Annotated in this window: 15 protein-coding genes and 1 pseudogene; 9 read left to right on the top strand and 7 right to left on the bottom strand. The window is 65.6% G+C overall.

Annotated features, from left to right (window positions below):
- Window positions 1-3: 3 nt before the first annotated feature.
- A complete protein-coding gene (locus GGD61_RS21515) occupies window positions 4-1,944 on the bottom strand; it encodes a glycosyltransferase (protein ID WP_092261559.1) in 1,941 nt (646 codons plus the stop codon).
- Window positions 1,941-3,311 carry an HlyD family secretion protein gene (locus tag GGD61_RS21510; protein ID WP_092261624.1) on the bottom strand — a complete coding sequence of 457 codons (1,371 nt, stop codon included), beginning with the start codon at window positions 3,309-3,311 and terminating at the stop codon, window positions 1,941-1,943. Before GGD61_RS21510 ends, GGD61_RS21515 begins: the two co-directional genes overlap by 4 nt.
- Before the next feature lie 283 nt (window positions 3,312-3,594).
- On the opposite strand from GGD61_RS21510, the gene htpX reads away from it, so the two are divergent.
- Window positions 3,595-4,530 (top strand): zinc metalloprotease HtpX, encoded by a 936-nt coding sequence (htpX, locus tag GGD61_RS21505; RefSeq protein WP_092261558.1) that lies wholly within the window; start codon window positions 3,595-3,597, stop codon window positions 4,528-4,530.
- Window positions 4,531-4,667: 137 nt separating this feature from the next.
- Window positions 4,668-5,309 (top strand): tetratricopeptide repeat protein, encoded by a 642-nt coding sequence (locus tag GGD61_RS21500; RefSeq protein ID WP_092261557.1) that lies wholly within the window; start codon window positions 4,668-4,670, stop codon window positions 5,307-5,309.
- Between the two features lie 187 nt (window positions 5,310-5,496).
- On the opposite strand, the gene GGD61_RS21495 is transcribed toward GGD61_RS21500, so the two are convergent.
- On the bottom strand, window positions 5,497-5,853 hold the full coding sequence (locus GGD61_RS21495; protein WP_183231084.1) for a hypothetical protein: 357 nt from the start codon (window positions 5,851-5,853) through the stop codon (window positions 5,497-5,499).
- A gap of 175 nt (window positions 5,854-6,028) precedes the next feature.
- Window positions 6,029-6,828 (bottom strand): annotated as a pseudogene (locus tag GGD61_RS21490) (hypothetical protein).
- A 231-nt stretch (window positions 6,829-7,059) separates the two neighbouring features.
- On the opposite strand from GGD61_RS21490, the gene GGD61_RS21485 reads away from it, so the two are divergent.
- Window positions 7,060-7,353, top strand: a complete 294-nt coding sequence (locus tag GGD61_RS21485; RefSeq protein WP_014497428.1) for an antibiotic biosynthesis monooxygenase — start codon at window positions 7,060-7,062, stop codon at window positions 7,351-7,353.
- A gap of 145 nt (window positions 7,354-7,498) precedes the next feature.
- Here GGD61_RS21485 and GGD61_RS21480 read toward each other — a convergent pair whose 3' ends face one another.
- Complete coding sequence (locus GGD61_RS21480; RefSeq protein ID WP_018323280.1) at window positions 7,499-8,944, bottom strand: short-chain fatty acyl-CoA regulator family protein; 1,446 nt, start codon at window positions 8,942-8,944, stop codon at window positions 7,499-7,501.
- A gap of 229 nt (window positions 8,945-9,173) precedes the next feature.
- On the opposite strand from GGD61_RS21480, the gene GGD61_RS21475 reads away from it, so the two are divergent.
- The 3 genes from GGD61_RS21475 (at window position 9,174) to GGD61_RS21465 (ending at window position 11,799) form a co-directional block, all read left to right on the top strand.
- Entirely contained in the window at window positions 9,174-10,808 is a 1,635-nt protein-coding gene (locus GGD61_RS21475; RefSeq protein WP_026202905.1) for an isocitrate lyase, read from the top strand.
- Between the two features lie 30 nt (window positions 10,809-10,838).
- A complete protein-coding gene (locus GGD61_RS21470; protein ID WP_018323282.1) occupies window positions 10,839-11,048 on the top strand; it encodes a hypothetical protein in 210 nt (69 codons plus the stop codon).
- A 196-nt stretch (window positions 11,049-11,244) separates the two neighbouring features.
- On the top strand, window positions 11,245-11,799 hold the full coding sequence (locus GGD61_RS21465) for a hypothetical protein (RefSeq protein WP_018323283.1): 555 nt from the start codon (window positions 11,245-11,247) through the stop codon (window positions 11,797-11,799).
- 122 nt (window positions 11,800-11,921) lie between these two features.
- Here the strand turns inward: GGD61_RS21465 and GGD61_RS21460 are convergent, their stop codons facing one another.
- A complete protein-coding gene (locus GGD61_RS21460; RefSeq protein WP_092261623.1) occupies window positions 11,922-12,803 on the bottom strand; it encodes a metallophosphoesterase in 882 nt (293 codons plus the stop codon).
- A 107-nt stretch (window positions 12,804-12,910) separates the two neighbouring features.
- On the opposite strand from GGD61_RS21460, the gene GGD61_RS21455 reads away from it, so the two are divergent.
- The 3 genes from GGD61_RS21455 to GGD61_RS21445 all read left to right on the top strand — a co-directional run bounded on the left by GGD61_RS21455 (window position 12,911) and on the right by GGD61_RS21445 (window position 14,681).
- The gene (locus tag GGD61_RS21455; protein ID WP_092261555.1) at window positions 12,911-13,402 is read left to right on the top strand and encodes an NUDIX domain-containing protein; all 492 of its coding nucleotides are present in this window, start codon (window positions 12,911-12,913) and stop codon (window positions 13,400-13,402) included.
- A 149-nt stretch (window positions 13,403-13,551) separates the two neighbouring features.
- Entirely contained in the window at window positions 13,552-14,070 is a 519-nt protein-coding gene (locus GGD61_RS21450; RefSeq protein ID WP_018323286.1) for a GNAT family N-acetyltransferase, read from the top strand.
- Window positions 14,071-14,198: 128 nt separating this feature from the next.
- Window positions 14,199-14,681 carry a GNAT family N-acetyltransferase gene (locus tag GGD61_RS21445; RefSeq protein ID WP_092261554.1) on the top strand — a complete coding sequence of 161 codons (483 nt, stop codon included), beginning with the start codon at window positions 14,199-14,201 and terminating at the stop codon, window positions 14,679-14,681.
- A 108-nt stretch (window positions 14,682-14,789) separates the two neighbouring features.
- Here the strand turns inward: GGD61_RS21445 and GGD61_RS21440 are convergent, their stop codons facing one another.
- Window positions 14,790-17,159, bottom strand: a complete 2,370-nt coding sequence (locus tag GGD61_RS21440; protein ID WP_092261553.1) for a TonB-dependent receptor — start codon at window positions 17,157-17,159, stop codon at window positions 14,790-14,792.
- Between the last annotated feature and the right edge of the window lie 142 nt (window positions 17,160-17,301).

The raw sequence follows: 17,301 nt of genomic DNA, 5'->3' as shown, positions 1-17,301 counted from the left end.
GGTCTAGCCGAACAGTCGCATCAGCAGCGCTTTCCCGACCGGGAGCGCCCTGACGCCCTGATAGGCGCGTACATACTCGCCGGCATAGAACGCCCTGATCGCATGCACGCGTGTATCCATGCCTTCCTCGAAACGCACCGCGAATCCGTCCGCGGTCTGCCGCACCACGACTGCGGCGATCGGGCGGCCATAAATCCGGCATTCGATCGCGCTGCCCGGGTGCGGCGGATCGGGATCGATCAGGCGGGCGCCGGTGATCGAGATGTCGGCGAGCCGCGCGAGATGCGACTTGCCGTGCTGGCGCAGCAGCACCGTCTCGTTGCGATCAAAACGCTCCGCCTTGCGCTTGCGCGGTTGCTCGATGCAGACGAAGCAGACCACGGTGAGGATGAACGCGTTGTAGAGGCTCCAGGCCAAAGCCAGCCCGCCGTAGGCGATGTTCTCGCCGCGCAGGTGCAGGATGAAGGCATAAGCGATGGCCGCGAGCGTAACGAGAAGCGCGGTGCCATAGAGCCGCAGCAGCGGCCATTCGACAAACCTCCTGTCCCGGTCCCCGCCTTTCGCCGTGACCTTGAACTTGTGTCCTTTCGGCTTCAGCAGACCGGTTGCCACCGCCTTCAGCACTGCGGGCGCGGCGATGAGTTGCGACACGTCCGTCATCATGGCCAGCGAGCGGCCGTGCGACAGCCAGGCCATGCTGAGGCTGTGCCAGACATAGAACGGCAGAAAGAACCGGAGCAGCTCGCTCAGGTCGGCACGGACCGCCTTGATACCGAAGAGCAGGAACAGCCAGGGCACCACGAGGCCCGCCACCTTCGACGTGTAGACCGCGGACCAGCTCATGAAAGCATCGACCAGCGAGAGCCGGTCGATGAAGGAAAGCTTCGACTCGCGCGAGAGCGGTCCGCTGCGGCCGCGCACGATTTGCATCAAGCCGAGGCACCAGCGGGCGCGCTGGGTGATGTATTCCTTCAACCCTTCCGGCGCGAGCCCGATCGTCAGCCGCTCGTTGAGATAGATCGTGTTGAGGCCGCGTTCCTTCAGGCGAAGGGTGACGAGATAGTCTTCCGTGACGGAATCGGTCGGAAACCCGCCGATCCGCACCAGTCCGTCGTAGCGAATGAGCGATGAGGTGCCGCAGCAGAATGCGACGCCCCAGGCGTCCTTGGCCGGCAGCAGGATGTCGAAGAAGAAGCGTTGCTCGTCCGGCCAAACGTCGGTTGCAGCAAGATTGCTCTGGATCGGGTCGGGATTGATGAAATGCTGAGGCGTCTGCACCACCCCGACCGAAGCATCGTCCATGAGCGAGATGGTCCGCGCCAGGAAGTCGGGCCGCGGCACGAAGTCCGCATCGAGGATGGCGACGAATTGCGGCGGCTTCGGCATCGCACCGACATGCCGGAGCGCATGATTGATATTGCCGGCCTTGGCGTGATGGTTGTCGGGCCGCGTGAGATAATGGCAGCCGAGTTCGCCCGAAAGTCGCCGCAGCCAGGGCCGTCGGCCGTCGTCGAGCACCCAGACGCGGTAGTTGCCGTACGTCATGCCGGTCGCGCCGATGATCGTGCGCTCGAGGATCGATCGTTCCTCGTTGTAGGTGCAGATGAAGACGTCGATCAGCGGCGCGCCGGGATCGAAGGCGCGGCTGTCAATCCTGGCTGATCTGGAACGATCGATTGTTCGGCTCAGGAACAGCAGAGACAAACTGACCGCGACGAGCGAGGCCGCTTCCAGCAGCATGAAGGGATAGCCGACCGCGGCATCCGCGGTCAGATGCGGCGGCGGGAGAGTCGCTGTGACGCGCCAATGGAGATAGCGGAGCAGGAAAACGAGTGACACGATGGCCAGGAACGAGCGTGCCATCGTGCTGTCGCGCCTGAGCAGCGGCACGATCGCCATGAAGGCGCCGAGCGCAATCAGGCCGGGCGTCAGCGCCGTCGTCACGGCGCGGTCTCTTGCCTTGCAAACACCACGCGGCCGGTGCGTCCCACCGTGCAGGAGTGGGCAGCGCCATCACCGAGCGCAACGGTCACGCGATAGGGCTCCTTGCTCAGCGCGTCGGGATTGATGGCGAGATTGGCGGGCGCGCCGGCGGCGCCGGTCAGGTTGACCACGGTGCCGGAGATCGGCGCGCCACCGTCGTTCGGCTCGAAGGTCGCGTGGTCGCCGAGCTGCAAACGGTTGTAGACGTTCTCGGTGACGTTCGCGGTGATGACGGCGCTGCTGCAATCGAGCACCTTGAGCAGCGGTTGGCCGGCTTGCACGTCCTCGCCCGGCGAGGTCATCATCTCCCAGACGCGCCCTGTGACCGGTGTCGTGATGTTGGCTTCGGACAGATCGGCGAAGCGAACCTCTTCGGTGATGATCTCGCTGGCGAGCCAGGCGATCTCGGTGTCGATGCGTGCGAGGTCGGCGTCGAGGTCGCCAGCACGCTGGCGCATCTCTTCCTCGCGCTGCACCGAGCTCGGCCGGTCGTTGTAGCTGTCGCCGAGGAAGGAGCCGTTCCGTGCCGCGGCAAGCTCGACCATGGCCGCGTCCAGCCGCTTGCGCGCACCGAGCTCGATCTGCTGCGACACGGAGAGCTCGCGCGTCAGCCGTGCCAGCTCGACGGTCGAGACGTTGCCGGATTTCGCCAGCGAGGAAGCCCGGTCGACCGCGGCACTGGCTTCCTCCCGCCGCGCTGCCGCGGCCTCGATCGAGGTCTGGATCTCGGCGATCCGGGCCTCGAGCTGGAGCACGCGCCCGTCGCGGAATTGCGTCGCCTGTCGCGCCAGGTCCTTTTGCGCGGCCTGGGCCGAGGCAAGCTTGGCGGCAAGGCTCGGCCGCTCGTTCTCCAGGCGCGATTTCTGCCGCCGGAGATCGTCGAGCCGGGTGCGATCGCCACGCGGGTTGACCACGCGCAGGACCACGGTCCCGGCGTCGAGTCTGGCCTGGTCGGTCAAGCGCTGCGCGGCTGCCACACGGCCGCCGATCGGCGTGCGCAGGGTGACGAGGCGGGAATTCAATACGGCCTCGACGCTTGAATACTCCCAGACCGCGCGCAGCGGCAGCCAGCCGAAAATGGCGATGAGGGCAAGTCCGATCGCGATCTTCGCGCCGCGCCTCAGACGTGGCCAGCGCCGCTGCGATTCCGGCTCTGTCTTCGCATCGGGCGCGGGGCCGGGCTCGTCATTGGCGAACATCTGCTCGTACAGCGCCTCCTGCAATCCCTTCGCGTCAGTCCTCGCGTCGATCTTGGCGTCGATCTTGGCGTCGTGAGGGGAGGGAGCAGATGCGGGATCGAGGGAGGCGGCGCTCGAGCGGTCCATCATGACGGTCACCTTGCTGACGGGGTGCCAACGGAACCGGTCAATGCGCCGCGACCGCGCGGCGTGCCCGGTTACCACGAATTAAGCCGCGATTGCGCTTTCCAGGTTGCTAAACGTCTGCGGGTGTTTTTGCGCAAATCCCGCTCAAGCTTTAGCGGCGCGGGAAAGGCTGACGCCGCGATGGAATGTGCGGCCGGGCGACGCACGAACCTTGCAGTCGCAGGCAGCCTTCATACCTCCGGGGTGCCGGCCAGAGGTTCGCCCGCGGCCGCCTTGGGAGACGGCCATGAACTATTTTCGTACCGCAATGCTGCTCGCAGGCCTCACCGCCCTGTTCATGGGCGTCGGCTATCTGATCGGCGGCGCCTCCGGCGCCATGATCGCGCTCGTTATTGCCGCCGCGACCAATCTCTTCACCTACTGGAACTCCGACCGCATGGTGCTCTCGATGTACGGCGCCCATGAGGTCGATCGTTCGACCGCGCCGGAGCTGGTCGGGCTGGTCGCGGAACTTGCGGGCCGGGCAGGCTTGCCGATGCCGCGCGTGTTCCTGATGGATGAGATGCAGCCCAACGCGTTCGCGACTGGCCGAAATCCGCAAAACGCCGCCGTCGCCGTCACCACCGGCCTGATGCGTCAGCTCAGCCGCGAGGAGCTCGCCGGCGTGATCGCGCACGAGCTCGCCCATATCAAGAATCACGACACGCTGCTGATGACGATCACTGCGACCATCGCCGGCGCGATCTCCATGCTGGCGCAGTTCGGCATGTTCTTCGGCGGCAACCGCGAGAACAACAATGGTCTCGGCATCGTCGGCTCGATCCTGATGATGATCCTCGCCCCGCTCGGCGCCATGCTGGTGCAGATGGCGATCAGCCGCACTCGCGAATATGCCGCGGACAATCTCGGTGCGCGCATCGCGGGGCAGCCGATGTGGCTGGCCTCCGCGCTGGTGAAAATCGAGGGCGCCGCGCATCAGGTGCCGAACTATGAGGCCGAGCGAAACCCCGCGACCGCGCACATGTTCATCATCAATCCGCTGTCGGGCCATGGCGTGGACAATCTGTTCGCCACCCATCCCTCGACGCAGAACCGCATTGCGGCGCTTCAGCAGCTCGCGGCCGAGCTCGGCACGCGGCCGGCGCCGTCGGTCGGCGCCAACGAGAACTATCCGCCGCGCAGCCCATGGGGGCGCTCGTCCTCGCGTGGTCCCTGGGGCTGATATGGAACCTGCGGCAATTTGCGGTCGGCTTTGTGACCTGGCGCACACAGGATGGTCCGAGCCGGTGTTAAGACCCCGGCGAGACACTTCCTTCGAAAGGGGATGCGTGACCGGCCCGCTGCCGGCCACCGTCGAAGATGACCAGAGCTGCCGTACCATTGCTGATCGTCCTGTGCGTGCTCGTCGGCCTGTCCACGCACATGGTCGTCAATTGCGGCGACGAGGACGATCCCGACATCTGCTCCGCCGTGATCGGCTTCTCGCCGCTGCGCGGATCGCTGATCGCCTTTGCCTATGAGGGGCGCGGACGGATCGCGCTGCGCCACGGCGACTTCAGGCGGGCGGTCGCCGATTTCGACGAGGCCATTCACCTCAATCCCAACCGCGCCTCGCTCTATCGCGACCGCGCGCTCGCGCGCCGTCAGAATGGCGACCTCGAACTCGCCATCGCCGACTATGACGAGGCGATCGCGCATGATCCCAAGCGCGCCGCGCCCTATCACCAGCGCGGTCTCGCGCTCGCCGCCACCGGCGATCTCGACCGCGCGATTCTGAGCTACAACACGGCGGTTCGCCTCGACCCCTCGGATGCGCAGGCCCGCCTCGACCGTGGCCTGGCGTTCCTCGCCCGCGGCCAGGCCGACGATGCGCGCGCCGATTTCGAGGCGGCGCTGGCGCTGCCGGCCGGCAAGGACGGTCAAACCCGCGAAGCCGCGCGCGCCAGGCTCGCCGAACTCGCCAGCGCCGAGCCGACGCAGGTGTCAGTGCCGAGGCAGTGAGGGGGCTCTATCCACCGAATCCTGGAATCGCAGGGTGGGCAAAGGCGCCCTTGCGCCGTGCCCACGATCTCTACAATACGGCAACAGACGCGTGGGCACGCTTCCGCCTTCGCTCTTCGAGCTACGGCGGACAAGTCGCTATGCCCACCCTAGGTGCTGATTGTGCGGAGAGATACTTCTCGTCCGCCTACTTCGCCTTCTTGGCTTTGGCCTTCTTCGCCTTCGCGGCCTTCTTCGCCGGCTTCTCTTCCTTCGCCTTCTTCTCGACCTTCGCCGCCACCTGGGCGCTAGCGGCAAGCCGCATTGACCGCGCGTAGCTGTCGGCGACGTTGTCGGCGGACATCTGCAGGCGCTTGGCGGCGGCGGTGGCCTGCTCCATGGTGGCCTTGGCCATCATCTTGAAGCGGTCGCCGGTGTCCTTGCCCTTGGCCTTGGCCGCCAGGCCGTTGAAGCGATCCCGCCGCTCCTTGGCGCGGGTCATCAGGCCCGTATGCAGCTGTCTGGCCAGTTGCCGGATCACGACATCCAGGTCGGCGTCCGCCATGTTGTTCTATCCTCTTCGAAAATGGGTCTCGATGCGGGCGGGACTATGCAGATCGGGCCCCGCCTTGGCAATTCCCGCCTGGGCGTCATCCGCAGCTTCCGGCCTGCAAAACAAAAAAGCCGCGCATTTCGCGCGGCTCTTTGGTTGATCTGGTTGAGGCAGCTCGACGTTCGCCTCACTTCAGCGAGGCGACCGGGCCGTTTGCAGCCGCCGGCTCCGGGTCGAAGCCGAACACTCCGACCAGATATTTGTAATAGTCCGGCATCTTCTCCTTGAGCGTCTCGCGCGACTTCGGATCGTGGAATTCGCTCTTTCCGGCCAGGAAGATGCTGGCGGTCACGGCAAAGAACTCCATGGGGTTCTTCAACGCATAGGATTCCTTGGGCAGCAAGTCCTTGGACTTGGCAAGGGCGAAATAGGCGATCACGCCCTTGTTGGCGTAGCCGTCCGGCAACAGCCGCGCGTGGTAGGCGTGCAGGAGCTCGTGCAGCAGCACCGCCTCCTTTTCGTAGCGCATCATGTCCGGCCGCAGCATGATCACGCCGAGGCCCGAATCGACCGCGAGGTCGACGGCGTTCGGATTGGTCCAGCGCTGCTTGTCGTGGTCCCAGACCGTCAGCGTCCGCGGCACGCGGCGTTCGACGTTGGGAGCGACGCGGCCGTAGCAGGCGGTGGCGGCACCTTCGTCGAGGCAGGCGAGCTCGCTGGCGATGATCGGCACGGTGCGGAAGAAGCGCAGCACGCGCGGCGACAGGCCGGCCGCCTCGACCGCGTCGATCTGGCTCTTCAGATTGTCGGTGAGCTTGTCGACATCCTTGCGGTCGGAATTCTCCGACAGGTCGAACATGTAGCCGCGATAGCTCTGGAAGCCCGGCGGCAGCGACTGCGCTGCATCGGCATCGAGCGATCCGGCTTGGGATGGATTGGCGAAGAGCGCGCCGACATGGTTGCGGTCAGCAGCAACGCAATGCGCATGATGAACCCCCTGATGTCACTTCGCCCGGCAGAATAGGCCACCGTTGTTTGCGAAAAGTGAGTGGGGCAAGACTAAGGCAGCGATGTTGAGGCGTGCTTAACCGGTGGTTGCAGATCGCTGCGGCAGATTAGTGCGGGGTTAACCAAGCGTGGATTGGCGGCGGGCTTCGGCGTAACATCGGCTCCGGGCACAGAGCCCAAAAGTCCAGACAGCCGGAAGGGGAGGATGCCATGTATGCCGCCATCCGTCAGGCCAAGGCGAAAAGCGGGAGCGCGGAAGAGCTGGCGCGCCGCATCAAGGACGGCGCCGTTCCGATCATCAGCGACGTCGACGGTTTCCGTGCCTACTACGTCGTCTATGCCGGCGACGATACCGTGACCGCGATCTCGATCTTCGACAAGTTCGAGCAGGCGGAGGAGGCGAACCGGCGGGCGATCGCCTGGATCGAGAAGGATCTCGGGCCGTTGCTTGCGGGCCATGCGAGCGCGGCTGCGGGGCCGGTGATCGTGCATACGCTGGCGTAGGGCCTTGTTTGCGATATTGGCGAGCAGCGGCCGCATGTTCGGTCGTCATGCCCGGGCTTGTCCCGGGCATCCACGTCTTTCCTCGCACGCTGTAGCGCGTGGATGGCCGGGTCAAGCCCGGCCATGACGAAGGAGAGAGTGCCCGTCACAACTCCCGCGCATTCGAGAACGCGAAGCTCGATACCCGCCGCGTCGTCTCGTCCAAAATCAGCGTGCGCGTGATCGGCGGTTCGGCGCGCTGGGCGCAGTTTTCGCGCTCGCAGAGGCGGCAGTTGACGCCGATCGGAGTGCCCTCGGTCTTCTCCAGGTCGATGCCGGCGGCGTAGGTCAGGCGCGCGGCGTGACGGATTTCGCAGCCGAGGCCGATGGCGAAGCGCGGTTGCGGCAGCGGGTGCGGCGCGACGGGGCGGCGCACCATCTGCGCGATCGAGAAATAGCGCGTGCCGTCGGACAGCTCGATCACCTGCTTGAGCAGGCGATCGGGCGTGTCGAAGGTCGAGTGCACATTCCACAGCGGACAGGTACCGCCGAATTTCGAGAACGGGAAAGTGCCGGAGGAGAAGCGCTTGGAGACGTTGCCGGCATTGTCGACGCGCAAGAGGAAGAACGGAATGCCTCGCGCGTTCGGCCGCTGCAGGGTGGTGAGCCGGTGGCAGACCTGCTCGAAGCCGGAATTGAATCGCTGCGCCAGCACGTGGATGTCGTAATTCAGGGCTTCGGCCGCGGCGAGGAACGCGGGGTAGGGCATCATCACGGCCGCTGCAAAGTAGTTGCCGAGCGTGATGCGGAACAGCCGGCGCGGCGCGTCGTCGAGCGGTCCGGCACGGCCGATGATGCTCTCCAGGGCTTGCGCGCATTCGCCGAGGCCAAGCTGGAAGGCGAGCTGGAAGGCGCGGCCGGGCGGATCGACCAACTCGGAGATCAGCAGCTGGCGGCGATGGCGATCGAAACGCCGCAGCGTCTCGCGCATCACGTCGACCGGCATGACGCGGGTCTGGATCGAATGCTTCTCACGCAGCCGCGCCGCGAGCGCTGCATAGAGTCCCTCGGCCGGCACGTTCAGCTCATCGCGAAGGGCCTCCGCGGCCTGCTCGAGCTCCGGAAAATAGTTGCGGTTGGCCTCGATCAGCTCGCGGACGCGCTCGACCGGATTGGCCTCAAAGCGCGTGCCGACGTCGCGGTCGGCCATCTGCGCCGCCGCCAGCGTCTCGCCCTGGCGCGCCTCGGTATAGGCGGCGTAGAGCCGTTGCAGCGCATGGGTGACGCCGGGGCAGAGCTCGGCGAGGTCGCGCAGCTCCTGCTTGGGAACGTCGATCTGGCGGAACAGCGGATCGGAGAAGATCTCGTTGAGCTCGGCGAAGAAACGGTCCTCGTCGGCGGTGGCGAGGTCGCGCAAATCGAGGTCATAGGTCTCGGCCAGCCGGAGCAGGATCTGCGCCGTCACCGGGCGCTGGTTGCGCTCGATCAGGTTGACATAGCTCGGCGAGATCCCGAGGCCCTCGGCAATCTGGGTCTGCGACAGCCCCAGTTGCTGCCGGATCCTGCGGAACCGCGGGCCGACGAAGAGTTTCTTGCCGGAATTGGCGGGCATTTCTCAGGACTCCATGCACATTAAGGACAGTCTAGCTGACCTATAATTTACAAGATTTACAAAATAACATCTAGTACATGTTCCGATGTTACATGACATCACCAATAAAAAACAAGCCATCTATCCGAAGTTTCTGTTTTCGCGTTTAGCTCCTGACAGGCATCTCGCAATGCACTGTCAAGAATGTCGATGGCCAGCCATCGCCATCGTCAGCGAAAGGATCAGGCACATGAACTACCAGCCGCGCGGCATCAGCACCCTTCAGGGCCCGGGTTCGTATCAGAACGAGGTCGAGGCGGCCCAGGCGCTCCTCAAGACCCAGCCGACCTGGAACGGGGTGACGGCCGAGGCCGTCGCACGCATGCGCCTGCAGAACCGCTTCAGGACCGGTCTCGACGTCGCCCGCTACACCGCCGCCTTGATGCGGGCCGACATGGCCGCCTATGACAACGACCCCACCAAGTACACCCAGTCGCTCGGCTGCTGGCACGGCTTCATCGCCCAGCAGAAGCTGATCTCGGTCAAGAAGCACTTCGGCGGCAAGACCGATCGCACCTATCTCTATCTTTCGGGCTGGATGATCGCGGCGCTGCGCTCCGAGTTCGGCCCGCTGCCCGACCAGTCGATGCACGAGAAGACTTCGGTGCCGGCGCTGATCGAGGAGCTCTACACCTTCCTGCGCCAGGCCGACTCGCGCGAGCTCAACGACATCTTCCGTCTCCTCGACAAGGCGCGCAAGGAAGGCGACAAGACCCGCGAGAAGGAGCTGATCGAGAAGATCGACAACTTCCAGACCCATGTCGTCCCCGTCATCGCGGACATCGACGCCGGCTTCGGTAACGCCGAGGCGACCTATCTGCTCGCCAAGAAGATGATCGAAGCGGGCGCCTGCGCGCTGCAGATCGAGAACCAGGTCTCGGACGAGAAGCAGTGCGGCCACCAGGACGGCAAGGTCACCGTGCCGCACGAAGTGTTCATCGCGAAGATCCGCGCCTGCCGCCACGCCTTCCTCGAGCTCGGCGTCGAAGACGGCGTCATCGTGACCCGCACCGATTCGCTCGGCGCCGGCCTGACGCAGCAGATCGCCGTCAGCCACAAGCCCGGTGACATCGGCGACCAGTACAACAGCTTCCTGGATTGCGAGGAAATCACCGCGGAGAACGCCCGCAACGGCGACGTCATCATCAACCGCAACGGCAAGATGATGCGTCCGAAGCGGCTGCCCTCGAACCTCTACCAGTTCCGCCCGGGTACCGGCGAAGACCGCTGCGTGCTCGACAGCATCACTTCGCTGCAGAACGGCGCGGACCTGCTCTGGATCGAGACCGAGAAGCCGCATATCGAGCAGATCGCCAAGATGGTCGATCGCATCCGCAAGGTGGTCCCGAACGCGAAGCTCGCCTACAACAACTCGCCGTCCTTCAACTGGACGCTGAACTTCCGTTGGCAGGTCTACGACGCGATGAAGGAAGCCGGCAAGGACGTCAGCAAGTACAACCGTGCCGAGCTGATGAAGCCGGAATACGATGATACGCCGCTGGCGCAGGAAGCCGACGAGCGCATCCGCACCTTCCAGGCGGATTCGGCCAAGCGTGCCGGCATCTTCCATCACCTGATCACGTTGCCGACCTATCACACGGCGGCGCTCTCGACCGACAATCTGGCGAAGGAATATTTCGGCGACCAGGGCATGCTCGGCTACGTCAAGAACGTCCAGCGCGCCGAGATCCGTCAGGGCATCGCCTGCGCCAAGCACCAGAACATGGCCGGCTCCGACATCGGCGACGACCACAAGGAATATTTCGCCGGCGAGGCTGCCCTGAAGGCGGGCGGCGTCCACAACACCATGAACCAGTTCGGCTAACACAGCACGCTATTGGACAGGAGACTGACAATGACCAAAGGCAGCAATTTCTGGGTGATCGGCGGCGAGTTCGGTTCGATGAACTTCCACAAGCTCGTGGAAGGCTCGGCCCAGGTGCAGGGTCCGTTCAAGACCCGCAAGGAGGCCGAGGATGCCTGGCGCACGGTCTCGGAAGAGAACCGCCACAAGGCCGGCGTCCGCTTCTCCATCGTGGAAGAGCCGTCGCGCGTCTCGGCCTAAAGGGCCTGGTGCCGACCTGAATTAAGAAGACGTCCAAGGACGGATGGTCCCATCCAGGCTCTGCCTGGGTGGGATCGTCTGTTTTTGGCACAGGTCAATCGCCTGTGGGTGCCGTAAGTATCTGGAATTATGGACCCTTTGCGGGCCTCAAGGTTGCTGATAGGTTAATGGAGGAAAGTCGAGGACGAGGCCGACAATGTCAGAGCCCGAAACCAGCGGGACCCATCCCGGCCAGCCACGCCCGGTGCGGCTGCGCGATGCGCTGCTGCGCGCGCGGATCGAGGCGGCCGACAGGACCGGCGTCGTCGTCGATCTCAGGGATGCCGAGGTGGCGCGGCTCGAGATCCTCAACGATGCGCTCGATCCCCTGTTCGCGCAGGTGCCTGACAGAATCGATCTGTTTGACCGCGGCATCAGCCAGGGCGATACGCCCAGACTCTGGATCGATGTTGTCGCCCACATCGTGATGGGGCGTGACAAGCGGATGTACCGCTTCGTCCAGGACACCCGCTTCGGCCGCATCGTGCTCGCCGAATCGCACGACACCGCTGTGATCGTCGAGGCCGTCACCGATTATGTCGCGCGCCGCATGGTCGAGCGCGAGCACGCGATGGTGGTCCCGCCCGAACCGAAGCCCGCAGTCGCGCCGCCGCCGCGCCGCTCGCGCCTGTGGCCGTTCGTGTTCGGCTTCGTGCTCGGCGCCGCCGCCTTGTTCGGCCTCGCCCTGTTGGCGGCCCTGCGGAGCTGGTGAGGTATTCTCCGCCGTCATTCCGGGGCGCGCCAAAGGCGCGAGCCCGGAATCCATTCATCCACCAATTCTGCGGCCCGATGGATTCCGGGCTCGCGCATCGCGCGCCCCGCAATGACATCGAACTAGATCAGCCTCACATGCTTGATCTGCCCCATCTGAAATCCCGCGCCGAGGCTCCGCACCGTCTGCTCGCAGCGCCAGCCGGCATTGTCCTTCTCGATTCTGAAAAGGTTGTAGGCCGCCGCCGGGTAGCGCCCGTGCGCGAGCGCGGAGGCGGAGGGCACGCCGAGCGCGGGAATGTTGCCGTTGGGACCCTCGAACCACATCGTCGAATGAATGTGGTCGTGCCCGTGCAGGATCAGCTCGACGCCGTGGCGCTTGAGCAGCGTCAGCAGCGCGGCCGAATCGGTCATCCGCTTCTGCCGCGCATCGGACTTCAGGGGATGATGCACCAGCAGCACGCGAAAGACGTCCTCGGCCGCGAGCCGTTCGAGCATTGCTGCAAGCGAGTCGAGCTGATCGCGCCCGAGCGTGCCCGTCGCCATCAGCGGCAGGGTCGGCACCGCCGTGGACAGGCTGATCAGCGCGAGCGGCCCGCGCCGGCGCACGGATGGAAAGCCGATGCCGCCGTCGTCACCGGCGAGATAGGGCGCAAACGTCTCGCCGAAGCGATGCGAGGTGGCGCGTACATAAGCGTCGTGATTGCCGGGAATCGTGGTGACGCGGTCGGGCGGGCCGACGCCTTCGAGCCAGGCGCGGGCAGGGGCGAACTCGGCTTCCAGCGCGAGGTTGACGAGATCGCCCGTCACCGCGATGTGGTCGGGCGCCTGCGCCTTCATGTCGGCGACCAGCGCATCGAGCACCTCGCGGCGCTGGTACTTGTGGCGGTTACGCGTCCAGTTGACGTAGCCGAGCACGCGCTTGCCGGCGAGCTCGATCAGCCGCGGTTTCGGCAACGGCGCTAGATGCGGATCGGACAGATGGGCGAGCGTGAAGGGGGCCAGCGTGTTGGGAGTCATGGCGTGCGATTGCCTCGCTATTGCTCCGTTGTAATGGCAAGGTCGCGGGGACTGTGCAAGCGGCGCCGGGACAGCGGCCTCAAGGAAGCCTGATGGGAGATCGTCTGGACCGCATTCGACGAAAATTCGAGCCGCTGCTGCGGCGAGTCTTCCACGCCTATTTCCTCATCGTCCGCGGCATGACGCTCGGCGTCCGCGCCGTGGTGCTGGATGCCGAGAATCGGGTGTTTCTGGTCAGGCACAGCTATGTCAGCGGCTGGTACCTGCCCGGCGGCGGCGTCGATCACGGCGAGAGCATGGAGCAGGCGATGCGGCGCGAGCTCAAGGAGGAGGGCGATATCGACCTCACCGGCGAGGCCGTGCTGCACGGCATCTTCCTCAACAGCCATGTTTCCCGCCGCGACCACGTCGCGGTCTACGTCGTCAGGCAGTTCAGGCAGGACCGCCAGCCCGAGCCCAACCGCGAGATCGTCGAGTGCGGGTTCTTCGCGCTCACGGCGCTGCCCGACGGCACCACGCGAGGGACGCGGCTGCGGATCGCGGAAGTGCTGGACGGCCGGCCAATGATTGCGACGTGGCGCTGAGGTCGGCCTGTGCTGATGCATCAGGAGATGTCGTTGAACGAATGCAAGCCGAGGGTTTCGGAACACCTCCCCTCGACCTCGAAAAGGAGCTGAGCGCGGCCGCTGCCCGATGGACCGCGCTGCGTTCAGGTGCTATCCCGCGAATTGACATGACCGATCTCTCACTGACCATCCTCCCCGAAGCCGCCGGCGATGCCCAGTCGATCGAGCGGCTGCACGAACGTACCTTCGGTCCCGGCCGCTTCGTGCTCAGCGCCTACCGGATCCGCGAGCACGTCGACCATCTGCTCGAATTGTCCTTCACCGCGCGCATCGGCACGCTGCTGGTCGGCTCGGTCAGGCAATTGCCGGTGCTGGTCGGCGAGACGCCGGCGCTGTTGCTTGGCCCGCTGACGGTCGAGCCGCCGTTCCGCGGCCGCGGTGTCGGCCGTCTGCTGATGGAGCGCGCGCTAAAGGACGCGAAGGCGAAAGGTCACCGCCTGGTGCTGCTGGTCGGCGACGAGCCCTATTACAGCCGTGTCGGCTTCAAGCCGGTCCCGAAGGGCCGCGTTACCATGCCGGGTCCCGTCGACGCCGCCCGCATCCTGGTGTTCGAGCTCGTCGATGGCGCCTTCGAAGGCGTGTCGGGCCCGGTCGGCCCGGACTGGAGCAAGGCGCGGGCAGGGTAGGGCGTCAGGTTCGTAGCCTGTAGCCCGGATGAACGAAGCGATATCCGGGAAACCTGTCGATGCAGATGCACCGCCCCCGGATGTCGCTTCGTTCATCCGGGCTACGAGGCTCATACGGAGTATCGCCAATGCAGGTGCGTCCAGCCGATTCCAGTGAGATCGACCACCTCGCGCAGCTGTGGCACGATGCCTGGCACGGGTCGCATGCGCATCTTGCGCCGCCCGAGCTGGTCCGCCTCCGCACGCTGGCGAGCTTTCGCGATCGCCTCGCAGTCATGCTTGCCGACATCTGCGCCGTCGGCCCCTCCGGTACGCCGCTTGGCTTCTGCGCCCTCAAGGGCGATGAACTGTATCAGCTCTTCGTGTCGCCAACCGCCCACGGGACAGGCGTGGCTGCGGCACTGATCGCCGATGCGGAAGCACGGCTCGCCGCGCGTGGTGTGGAGCTGGCGTGGCTCGCCTGCGCGGTCGGCAACATGCGCGCCGCCCGGTTCTACGAGAAGAGCGGCTGGCGCAACGCCGGCACCTTCGTGATGATGTCGGAAACCTCGAAGGGGCCTTTCCCTGTGGATCAGTGGCGCTTCGAGAAACGGCTGACGCGTAGTTCGTAGCCCGGATGGAACGCAGCGCAATCCGGGCTACGATGCTGTCAATGACGCGCGCGGCCGCGCCTGACACCCCGTCGTTGCCGGGGCCCGCGGGCCCCGGCTTGATCACCGTCAGAACTTGAAGTTCGCGAACGCCCGCACGCCGATACCGGGCATCAGCACCTCGTCCTTGGTGTAGGACACGGAGTTGCGGATGTTCTCGTTGAGGAGATTGTTGCCGACGATGCCGGCCATCATCTCGCGCGCGCCGAACCAGTTGCGGTCGAGCTTGGTCTTGTAGCTCACCTCGGCTTTCAGCAGATTGTAGCCCGCCGTCGGCGTCTCGGCGATCACGGCGATGTTGTTCTGCGCGAAGGCGTGCAAGAGGTTGACGCGCATCAGCCAGTTGTCGTCGCGCCAGAACACGCCGCCGCCCATCCGCACCGGCGGAATGCGCGGCACGTTGGTGCCGTCGCTGAAGGTGGCGCGGACCACGTCGAGCTGGTTCTCGATGCCCCAGATGCCGCCCTGGAACGCGCCGACGTCGAGCTGCGACTGGAATTCGCCGCCGCGGAAATTGGCATTGCGCTGCGAATACACCGCCTGGTTCAGCTCGGCGCCCGGCGTGCCGCAGGAGGCAAAGTCGTCATCGCAGGACACGCCGGTGAGGCGGCGATAGATGAAATTGTCGAAATGCGTGTAGTAGACGGTCGCTTCGAAGCGGAACGGCCCCGTCGCCTTGCGCACGCCGAGCTCGACCGATTTGGCGGTCTCGATGGTGAGGTTGGGATTGCCGATGTCGAAGGTCGCAGTCGCGTCATGGCCGCCGCGTGAAAACAGCTCGGCCGCCTTCGGCGCGCGCTCGACATATTGCGCGGTGATGCTGCCGACCATGCCGCCCGGCAGATCCTGCAGCAGGCCGATGCTGCCGCTCTTGGGCGTGAAGGACGGATTGCGCGCGATCGCCGCCTGCGGCGTGCCGTCGGGCAAATAGTCGGCCGGGAAGTCCGGCGTCGTGCCGTGCAGCTCGACATGCTCGATGCGGCCGGCGATCTGCGCCCGCGTCGCCTCCGTGAACTTGAACTCGTTGAAGGCGTAACCGGCAACGCGCGTGCTGTTGTTGGGGTCCCACAGCCCGTTGAACAGCGTGCCGGGATTGTCCGGGCTCGGCGCGCTCAATTCCTGATGCCCGACCTGGAAGCCCAGCGCCGTCGTCACTTCGGCGAAGCGCGCGTTGAACGGCATCAGCTGCACCTCGGTGCGGATTTCCTGCTCCTTGTTGGTGAAGGTCTGCCTGATGCCGTCGCTGTTGAGGTCGGCGGGATCGGCAAGGCCGATCTCGTTGTGGCGGTAGTCGGTCGCGCCGGCCCAGAAGCGGACGGCGTCGATCGCGGCGGCGTCGGGATGATACTCGCCCTTGACGTTGATCTTGGTCTGATGGCCGTCGATCCGCGTGCGGTGGTCGGCGCCGTCGATGCCGGGGATGTGGTAGAGCGAGTCGTTCTGCGTGATCGATGCGCCGATATAGCCGCCCTGGAAGAAATAGGACCCGCCGATCGAGGCGCCGTCCGAGCGCGTCGCCGAGTTCGGCTGGCGGCCGTTCACGGGGCGCGACTGATCGTTCAGATAGGGATAGCTCGGGATGGAGTAGTCCGAGGTCGTGCGGCCATAGGCGTCGGCGTGGAACGCGAAATTGCCGCCGCCGGTGTCGAGCAGCACGCCGCTTTCGACGCCGCGATCGACCGAAGAGAACGCGGTGCGGGTCTCGGCAGTGACGCAAGGCGAGGTCGCGGCGGTCGCGAGCGGCGCCTTGGTCGGCAGGCCGTAAGCCTGGAATGACGGCGCGCAGTTCGGCACCGCATCCGGAATCCGGTTGTTGGTGGCACTGACGACGCCGCCGATCGAGGTCGAGCCGTAGCGCAGCGCGGCGGGCCCGCGCACCACTTCGATCTGGTTGGTCGCGAGCGGATCGATCGGGACGAAATGATCCTCGCCGAGATCGGACGCGCCGCTCGAATTGGTGCCGTTCTCGACGATGCCGACGCGGTTGACGTCGAGACCCCGGATGATCGGCCGGCTGGAGGCGCCGGGCGCGAAGCTCGAGCCGGTGATGCCCGGCTTGGAGAACAGGAGATCGCCAAGCTGGCCGCCGCCCTCGCGGCGGATCTCCTCGTTCGGCACCACCGTGACCGTCGCGAACTGGTTGGTCACGATAGGCAGCACGCCCTGCTGAGGCGCGGCGGGCACGGCGGCCGCCGGCTCTGCTTCCGCCGCTTGTTGGCGGCTGCGCACTCGCGCGGTCCGCGTGCCGCGGCCCGGATTGCGCGACGGCACCACCGCTCTGCGCACGATGGGGCTCGGCGCCGTCACGGTGACGGCGGGGATCTCGGTCGACGATTTGTCTTGCGCAGGCGTTTGGGCGAAAGCAGGCGTGGCGGCAGCGCCGAGCAGGAGCAGGCTTGCTCCGCCAAGACGCTGCGCGCGTCGCAATTTGAATGACATGGGTCCTGATTCCATTCAGGCGCCGTCCGCGTGATGGTCTTTTGATCGGGAGGCGGCCTGCCGTCGCGGCGCGACGGAATTCGACTTCAACTTCTCCCGGGTATTTGCCGATGCGCGGCGAGCCCGGGCGTGATCAAGCGAT

Origin of the sequence: Bradyrhizobium sp. SBR1B, assembly GCF_014198205.1 — a bacterium.
GTDB lineage: Bacteria > Pseudomonadota > Alphaproteobacteria > Rhizobiales > Xanthobacteraceae > Bradyrhizobium.
The sequence above is the reverse complement of the archived record's forward strand: the minus strand, read 5'-3'. Positions and strand labels throughout refer to the sequence as shown.

Bases quoted from the DNA above. Each gene is read 5' to 3' on its own strand.
- GGD61_RS21475 (WP_026202905.1), top strand. From the start codon at position 9,174: ATGAACTACCAGCCGCGCGGCATCAGCACCCTTCAGGGCCCGGGTTCG.
- GGD61_RS21500 (WP_092261557.1), top strand. From the start codon at position 4,668: ATGACCAGAGCTGCCGTACCATTGCTGATCGTCCTGTGCGTGCTCGTC.
- GGD61_RS21480 (WP_018323280.1), bottom strand. From the start codon at position 8,944: ATGCCCGCCAATTCCGGCAAGAAACTCTTCGTCGGCCCGCGGTTCCGC.
- htpX (WP_092261558.1), top strand. From the start codon at position 3,595: ATGAACTATTTTCGTACCGCAATGCTGCTCGCAGGCCTCACCGCCCTG.
- GGD61_RS21455 (WP_092261555.1), top strand. From the start codon at position 12,911: ATGGGAGATCGTCTGGACCGCATTCGACGAAAATTCGAGCCGCTGCTG.
- GGD61_RS21470 (WP_018323282.1), top strand. From the start codon at position 10,839: ATGACCAAAGGCAGCAATTTCTGGGTGATCGGCGGCGAGTTCGGTTCG.
- GGD61_RS21495 (WP_183231084.1), bottom strand. From the start codon at position 5,853: ATGGCGGACGCCGACCTGGATGTCGTGATCCGGCAACTGGCCAGACAG.
- GGD61_RS21510 (WP_092261624.1), bottom strand. From the start codon at position 3,311: ATGATGGACCGCTCGAGCGCCGCCTCCCTCGATCCCGCATCTGCTCCC.
- GGD61_RS21485 (WP_014497428.1), top strand. From the start codon at position 7,060: ATGTATGCCGCCATCCGTCAGGCCAAGGCGAAAAGCGGGAGCGCGGAA.
- GGD61_RS21440 (WP_092261553.1), bottom strand. From the start codon at position 17,159: ATGTCATTCAAATTGCGACGCGCGCAGCGTCTTGGCGGAGCAAGCCTG.
- GGD61_RS21465 (WP_018323283.1), top strand. From the start codon at position 11,245: ATGTCAGAGCCCGAAACCAGCGGGACCCATCCCGGCCAGCCACGCCCG.
- GGD61_RS21445 (WP_092261554.1), top strand. From the start codon at position 14,199: ATGCAGGTGCGTCCAGCCGATTCCAGTGAGATCGACCACCTCGCGCAG.
- GGD61_RS21450 (WP_018323286.1), top strand. From the start codon at position 13,552: ATGACCGATCTCTCACTGACCATCCTCCCCGAAGCCGCCGGCGATGCC.